At 71.9% G+C, this 907-nt stretch carries 1 protein-coding gene and 1 pseudogene; both read left to right on the forward strand.

The features are described from left to right. A pseudogene (locus tag M8J73_RS26260) lies at positions 1-607 on the forward strand (enolase-like domain-containing protein); the annotation flags it as partial. Continuing rightward, on the forward strand, positions 604-907 hold a 304-nt coding region (locus M8J73_RS26265), incomplete at its 3' end, for an SDR family NAD(P)-dependent oxidoreductase (RefSeq protein WP_249829131.1). The pseudogene M8J73_RS26260 and the gene M8J73_RS26265, both read left to right, overlap by 4 nt.

The following is a 907-nucleotide window of genomic DNA, read 5'->3' on the forward strand; positions in this document are numbered from 1 at the left end:
ACGTCGTGCTGCGTACCGACGCCGGCGACGGGCTCGAAGGCCACGGCTTCACCTTCACCATCGGCCGCGGCAACGACATCCAGGTCGCCGCCATCGGCGCCCTCCGCCCCCACCTCCTCGGCCGCTCGGTGGACGCGCTGTGCGCCGACCCCGGTTCCCTCAACCGGGACCTGATCGGCGACAGCCGGCTGCGCCGGCTGTCGCCGAGAAGGGCGTGATGCACATGGCGATCGGCGCCGTGGTCAACGCCCCGTGGGACCTGGCCGCCAAGCGGGAAGGCCAGCCGCTGTGGCGACTGCTCGCCCACGCCGACCCCGAGTGGCTCTGCCCGCACGCCGGCGGGGTCGGCCTGTGCGCACTGGTCCGGCACCTGTCGATGTTCGACTACCTGGCCCCCTCCGGCACCACCGACGACCGGGTCATCGAGTACGTCGACCACCTCCACGAGCACTTCACCGATCCGGTCGTGCTGCGCGAGGGCCACTACCTCGCACCACGCGCCCCCGGTTTCTCCGCCACCATGCACCCCGGGTCGCTCGCCGAATACCGTTACCCCGACGGCACGTTCTGGGCCGCCGACCTCGCTGGACGGGAGAAAGTCGCATGACGGATCTGACAGGGCTGCGCGCGATCGTCACGGGTGGCGCGTCCGGTATCGGACTGGCCACGGCCCGGCTGCTGGCCGCGCGGGGCGCCGGGGTCGCCGTGTTCGACCTGAACCCCTCCGACGTCCCGCCGCCGCTGCTCGGCCTCAAGGCGGACGTCACGGACGACGTCTCCGTACGGGCCGCCGTGGGCGACGCCGTCGAACAGCTCGGTGGTCTGGACATCCTCGTCAACAACGCCGGCATCGGCGCCATCGGCACCATCGAGGACAACCCCGACGAGCAGTGGCACCAGGTCCTCG

Origin of the sequence: Streptomyces neyagawaensis (assembly GCF_023516595.1) — a bacterium.
Lineage (GTDB): Bacteria > Actinomycetota > Actinomycetes > Streptomycetales > Streptomycetaceae > Streptomyces > Streptomyces neyagawaensis.